Genomic DNA, 6366 nt, shown 5'->3' on the forward strand with positions numbered 1-6366 from the left:
CACATATTTGGCGAGCAGGGTTCTACCTCGATCGTTGGTCAATCGGATTGCCGCCCTCCCATATCGGCGCCCGTAGGGCGGCACCACATAAAAGGGGCAGGAAAGCCTGCGAATAGCATCTGCTGGCATCGTACCGGATTTGTTCGCCCTTAGCGTGCAGATACGTCACTTTCGTGTAGTCACCCCGCGTCGGCGGGGGTGGCAGGGCGGATCACCGCGGCAGCTTGCACATAGCTTCCTTACATCACTTACCTGTATCAATTCTGCAACATAGATACCCTCAAGCGCGCAGACGCGAAAGATTCTGTTTGTCAGTCTAGTGCCGACGCGGCCATTGTTGCTTCAGGCGATGCGAGCAAACGACACCGCCACATTTGCAGGGCTGATCATCAAGCGTTCCGGCGCGCCGAGCTCAATCGGCGGTCGGGAACGGGAACATGGGGAAGGACGCCTGAGAGCCACTCATCAAGGGAGCATCAGATGATCAGACATACCACGTCAGCTGGCGCGATCGCGTTCGCGCTGCTTGCTGCCGGTACCGCGCACGCGGCGGAGCCTGTCGCGACGACAACTGCGGCGACAACGACCCTGCCGCAAGCGGAGGCGGCGCAGGACGCGTCGGCATCGGCCGGCACTGCCGCCTCCGCGGATCCCAGCGACGACATCGTCGTGCTCGGTACGCGACGCACCGATCGCACGCTGGCCAACTCGCCATCACCGGTCGACGTCATCAGCGCGGCCGAACTGACGACACAGCCGTCGGCGAACATGATCGACCAGCTGAAGAACATCGTGCCCTCGTTCTACGCCGGGCAGAACTCGATCTCCGACGCGTCCACCTTCGTGCGCTCGCCGTCGCTGCGCGGGTTGGCGGGCGATCAGGTGCTCGTCATGCTGAACGGCAAGCGCTACAATCGCGCGGCGCTGGTGCAGGTCTACGGCGGCAGCGATACCGGGCTCGGGCGCGGTGCGCAGGGTCCGGACATCTCCGCCATCCCCTCGCTCGCGATCGGCAGCCTGCAGGTGCTGCGCGAAGGTGCCACCGCGCAATATGGCTCTGACGCGATCGCCGGCGTGCTGAACTACGGTCTGCGCGAAGATCAGGGGATCGAGATCGTCGGCCGGGCGGGCCAGTACTACGCGGGTGACGGCGAGAGCTACCAGATCGCCGGCAACGCCGGCCTCAAAGGCACTTGGGGCTTCATCAGCGCAACCGCCGAATACGTCGACGAGGGCCAGACCAGCCGCGGTGTCACGCGACCGTCGGCGGCCAATTTCGCGCAGAACTTCCCCGCGCTCGCGTCGCAACTGCCGAACTTTCCCGGACCGGTGCAGATCTGGGGCAATTCGCCCATGCACGGGTTCAAATCGGTGGTGAACGCCGCGATCAACGTCACCGACAACAGCAAGCTCTACGCGTTCGGCAATTACGCCGAGAGTAAGGGCAACCAGAGCTTCAACTACCGCGCTCCCGTATCGAGCACCGCGGTCGACACCAATGGCGTGGTGCGCAACCAGGGCGCGAACGGCGCCTTCAACAACACCTTCTTCCTGACGCCGTGTCCAACCGGCAACGCTACTTGCCCTGCAGGCGGCTTCGTGCGCGACACCAACACCTTCCGTTTCGCCAACCTCTATCCGGCAGGCTTCACGCCGCGCTTCGTCGGCAAGTCGCAAGAGATCTACGGCGTAGTCGGCTACAAGGGGACGAGCGGCGACTTCAGCTACGACTTGTCGGGCACCTGGGCGCGAAACAAGCTGGCGCTGTCGATGTACAGCTCGGCCAACTTCTCCTTCGGTCCCGCGACCCAGACCAGTTTCGACTTCGGCGATCTGATCCAGAAGGAAGTGAACGCCAACGCCGACTTCACCTATGCCGCTGACCTCGGGCTCGCAGCGCCACTGACGATCTCGTTCGGTGGTGAATTCCGCAAGGAAACCTACGAGCAGACTGCCGGAGACGAGCAATCCTATGCCGCCGGTCCTTACGCGGTCGCGCAGCGGCTCTACACGCAGACCGCGCCCGGCGTGTACGCCTTCTCCGGCACGACCGCCGCGCAGGGTGTCGGTGCGAGCGGCTATGCCGGCACCAGCCCGCAGACAGCGGGCAAGTTCAGCCAGAAAGCCTATGGCCTGTACGTCGGGCTCGAGACCGATCTGACCGAAGCGCTGACGGTCGGTGCAGCCGGCCGCTACGAGCATTATAACACCTTCGGCGACGCCTGGGTCGGTAAGGTCAACGCGCTCTACAAATTCGCTGACGCCTTCTCTGTCCGCGGCAGCATCGGCACCGGCTTCCACGCGCCTTCGCCCGGTCAATCCAACGTCTCGATTGTGACGACCTCGTTCAACAACGGCGTCGCATTCCAGAGCGGCACCTACCCGACCAACACCGCAGTGGCGCAATATTACGGCGCGAGCGATCTGACGCCGGAGAAGTCGACCAACTACGGCGCTGGCTTCATCCTGGAACCGGTCGCCAACATGACGATCACGGTTGACGGCTATCAGATCGATCTGCGCAACCGCATCGGCCTCACCTCGCCGTTCATCGTCACCGCGGCCGATCTCGCCGCGCAGCCCGCTCTGCTCCCAGTCGGCGTCGGCGGGCAGGTGCAATATTTCACCAACGGGTTCAAGACGCGCACCCGCGGCATCGATGTCGTCGGCACCTGGCGCACGACGCTGAGCGAAGCACTGCTCAACTTTTCGATCGCGTACAATTACAATGATACCAAGGTCGTCGACTACAACACGCGGATCATCAGCGCGGCGCAGCTGATCGATGCGGAGAATTTAGCACCCAAGCACCGTGTGGTATTCAATGGCAATTGGTCGCTCGACAACCTGAGCTTCAACGTGCGCGAGAACTATTATAGCTCGTTCACCAGTGCGCAGGATTACGGTCAGACCAACGGCGTGCCTAATCAGCGTTTCGGCGGCAAGTTCACCACCGACCTCGAGCTGAGCTATACCTTTGCCGACCATTTCACGCTGGCAGTCGGTGCGCAGAATTTCACCGACGAACGGCCCGATCGGCTCGCTCCGACCGCGACCGTGCAGATCTATCCGCTAACCGGCGGGACCTCTGATGGTCAGGTATACCCGCGAAATGGCGGCCCCTTCGGATTCAACGGCGGCTTCTACTATACGCGTCTGCGCGTGAAGTACTGACAAGCAGCGGTGAGGCGGATCGGTCCGTCTCACCGCTTCTCATGGGACAAGACGTGAAGCTTACTCCACGCACCGCCACGATCGACGATCTGGACGCCCTCAAGATCACGATCCGCCGCGCCATCGACCAGCTGCAATCAGGTTTTCTGACACCTGATCAGATCCGTGCCAGCCATCAGGTAATGGGTTTGGACACGCAACTGCTGCGGGATGGTACCTACTTCATGCTGCTCGACGGGGACACGATCGCGGGCTGTGGCGGGTGGAGTTACCGCAAGACGCTGTTCGGAGGAGACGCGAGCATCGTGGCCCGAGAGCCCGAACGCCTCGATCCGGCGATCGATGCGGCGCGGATCCGTGCGATGTACACTGACCCTGGCTATGTTCGGCGCGGCCTCGGCCGCATGATCTTAGACTTGTGCGAGAGCGCCGCGCGCACCGCCGGTTTCGTTCGCTCAGAGATGATGGCTACGCTGGCGGGGGAGCCGCTCTACACGGCGTGCGGATACCGGCGACTGGAGGCGCCGATCGCTGCAGCAGCAGCAGATGGCGTGTCGGTACCGCTAGTCCGGATGGGCAAGTCACTGCAGTGATGTCGCAAAATAGCGACATACGAGACGCTCGGAACTCAGGACTTTGGCGACACGACCCCAGTCCCATAACCCCGTCGCCAGGTGTCCATTTCGAGAAAGCGCAATCGGGAACAGGTTTTGGGAAATGGTGCCGCCCGAGAGGTGAAGTGCCCTCCCTCACCTTCTGTGATCCTGGCTGGGGTTCCCAATCGGGAACGGCACGGGGGCCTCCCGCTCGCCGCATTAGATGGTCAGGGCGGGTTGCTTGGTGGCCGATACCGCGCTGCCTGAAGACGCTGCCATGATGAGCAGAATAGCGAACCATTGAAGTGGCGTCAGCACCTCCCCCAGAACGACAAAGCCGGCCAGCGCCGCAACAGCTGGTGCAGCGCTGAGCAGAATGCCGAAGACGTGGGACGGCAACCGGCGCATCGCCTCCATTTCCAGCGAGTAGGGCAAGGCGCTCGACAGGATCGCCACGGCGAAACCGACAGCTAGGACCAACGGTGCCAGTAAGGCAGAGCCTGCCGTTGCCGCGCCAATCGGCACGGAAATGGCGGCTGCGACTATCATTCCCCAAGCGACCGCATCCCCACCGAGTGCGCCGGAAACGCGCTTCCCATAAACAATGTAGAGCGCCCAGCAGGTCGCCGCGCCGCCTGCAAAAACCAATCCAATCGGATCGAGCGCCGCGCCCGAGCGAAGCGGCAACAGCAGCACAAGGCCGATCACCGCCGCGACGAACCAGACAATGTCTCGCCGCGATCGTGACCCGCAGAGCACCACCATCAGCGGTCCAAGCACCTCGATTCCGGTCGCGATGCCAATGGGGAGGCGAGCGAAGGCCTGATAGATCAGCAGGTTCATCGACCCGAGCATCGCCCCATAGGCAATGAGCGCCGACAGCATGGCGCGAGAGGGCCGCCTCCGCCACGGTCGCCGCAGTGCAAAAAGCAGCAACGCCGCCAGAGCGATGCGCAGGCCTGTGGTGCCGTAAGCGCCGACCAGCGGGAACAGGTGCTTGGCAAAGGCAGCGCCAACATTCTGCGCGACCAAGGACACCAAGACGGCGCTTGCGCCGATCATTGGGGCAGACGGACGATTGGAGGTGGCGGGTGCTGCATCAATCATCTTGTGGGTTATAGTCTCATTTGGGTGAGGCGAGCGCTTAACTTCGGCTTACCGCACGAGACATCCACTCACGGGGGGCTTGATGAGCGAGACAAATTATCGGACTAATCCACTCGACCGCTTCGATCGGGCGATCCTCGACATCCTTCGGCGTGACAATCGCACGCCTCAAAGAACGATTGCCGAGCGGGTGAACCTCTCGCCGGCCGCAGTGCAGCGGCGCATCGCCGCAATGGAAGCTAATGGCACGATCATCGCTAACGTGGCGATTGTTTCGCCGACGCTTGAAGGACCTCGGATCGCCATCGTGGTCGAAGTTCATCTCGTAAATGATCGCTCCGAGCTGGTCGAACCAATCAAGGCGCTGTTCCGCCAGACCGTCGAAGTACAGCAATGCTATTACGTCACTGGCAATGGCGGGTTCGTCCTGATTGTCAGCGTGCCGGACATGGCGAGCTATGAAGTGCTCGCACGTTCCTTATTCGCCGACAACGATGCGGTATCGACCTACCGGACGCTTGTCGTCCTTGATGCGGTAAAGGCACCTGCCGCTCCATGAACCGCGACCGGCCTAAGCTGAGCCTGAGCTTTCCCAATTAGCCATCCCATGCGAGACGGGATCGCTACGCGTTGGGGTGTCATTCCGCCCCCAACCGGACCCAGCCACCAGCGGCGCATTTTTCAACAGCCCCGGTCGTTTTTCTGATTACTTTGTAGCGTGCCACAAGCCTGATGGACGCCTTTCCCGGAACGGCCTCCTCACAGGTCATTTTGGTTGCGGCAACTCGTCGGCAAGTTTTGGGGCTGCCGCTATATACTCATGCGTGGGCGGGCCTTAATAGCGCGCCGCTTCCTCGCCTATCGAGAAAGCGGCGCCAGTCTCCGCCTGTTTAATCTTTCAACGACGGCTCAATTTGGAGCGTCAGCAGTAGCAGGTAACACCGACCGTCACGTTGTTCGGTGCCCAAGCCGTCAGCGGGGTGAAATACATGTTAGTGACAGGGCCGGGCGTCGGATTTCCCCCGTCACGTCCGTGAACCTGTCCGAGCGCAATCGACCCGGTGAAGACCGGGCCACCACTATCGCCTTCAAGGCTCTGCCGCGGATAGGTCGAGTTACTGTTCATTCTATAGAAGGCACCGTAACTATCCGTATAGGTGTATGGGTCGGTGTAACCGCATGTCTGACCTGTCGATCGGCCATACTTGCAAATATACTGCCCTTGCGCGACACCTTGCGCTCCAGTGACGGTAACGACCCCAGCACCGTTATAGAACTTCGGAACAACCAGATAGTTGTTTCCGCCGGAGAATGTGTGCCACTGGCTATCCACGCCGTTTGACACCCATTCTTGGCGAAATGCGAGTGAAACCCCGGTGGTTTCATCCCTGCCATTATTCTCGCAGTGGCCTGCGGTCGTCACGCCATAGAGCGAGCCGTTGGTTTGTTTGACGTTAAAGCCTCGCGTACATTCATTGATGTCGCCGTT

The 6366-nt window shown here is 61.4% G+C and carries 5 protein-coding genes; 3 read left to right on the forward strand and 2 right to left on the reverse strand.

What is annotated here, in order from left to right:
• Window positions 1–480 precede the first annotated feature (480 nt).
• Both ON00_RS18720 and ON00_RS18725 read left to right on the forward strand, forming a co-directional pair.
• The gene (locus ON00_RS18720) at window positions 481–3174 is read left to right on the forward strand and encodes a TonB-dependent receptor plug domain-containing protein (protein WP_007406879.1); all 2694 of its coding nucleotides are present in this window, start codon (window positions 481–483) and stop codon (window positions 3172–3174) included.
• 41 nt (window positions 3175–3215) lie between these two features.
• A complete protein-coding gene (locus tag ON00_RS18725; protein ID WP_010408831.1) occupies window positions 3216–3767 on the forward strand; it encodes a GNAT family N-acetyltransferase in 552 nt (183 codons plus the stop codon).
• 222 nt (window positions 3768–3989) lie between these two features.
• On the opposite strand, the gene ON00_RS18730 is transcribed toward ON00_RS18725, so the two are convergent.
• Window positions 3990–4808: an EamA family transporter gene (locus tag ON00_RS18730; RefSeq protein ID WP_245535648.1), complete on the reverse strand. Its 819-nt coding sequence runs from the start codon at window positions 4806–4808 to the stop codon at window positions 3990–3992.
• A 151-nt stretch (window positions 4809–4959) separates the two neighbouring features.
• Here ON00_RS18730 and ON00_RS18735 point away from each other — a divergent pair, with 151 nt between their 5' ends.
• On the forward strand, window positions 4960–5436 hold the full coding sequence (locus tag ON00_RS18735) for an Lrp/AsnC family transcriptional regulator (protein WP_010408833.1): 477 nt from the start codon (window positions 4960–4962) through the stop codon (window positions 5434–5436).
• 363 nt (window positions 5437–5799) lie between these two features.
• Here the strand turns inward: ON00_RS18735 and ON00_RS20715 are convergent.
• Window positions 5800–6366: chymotrypsin family serine protease (locus tag ON00_RS20715; protein WP_169313356.1), on the reverse strand; the 567-nt coding region annotated here is incomplete at its 5' end.

Source organism: Sphingomonas echinoides ATCC 14820, from assembly GCF_000241465.1.
In the GTDB taxonomy this organism is placed as follows: Bacteria; Pseudomonadota; Alphaproteobacteria; order Sphingomonadales; family Sphingomonadaceae; genus Sphingomonas; species Sphingomonas echinoides.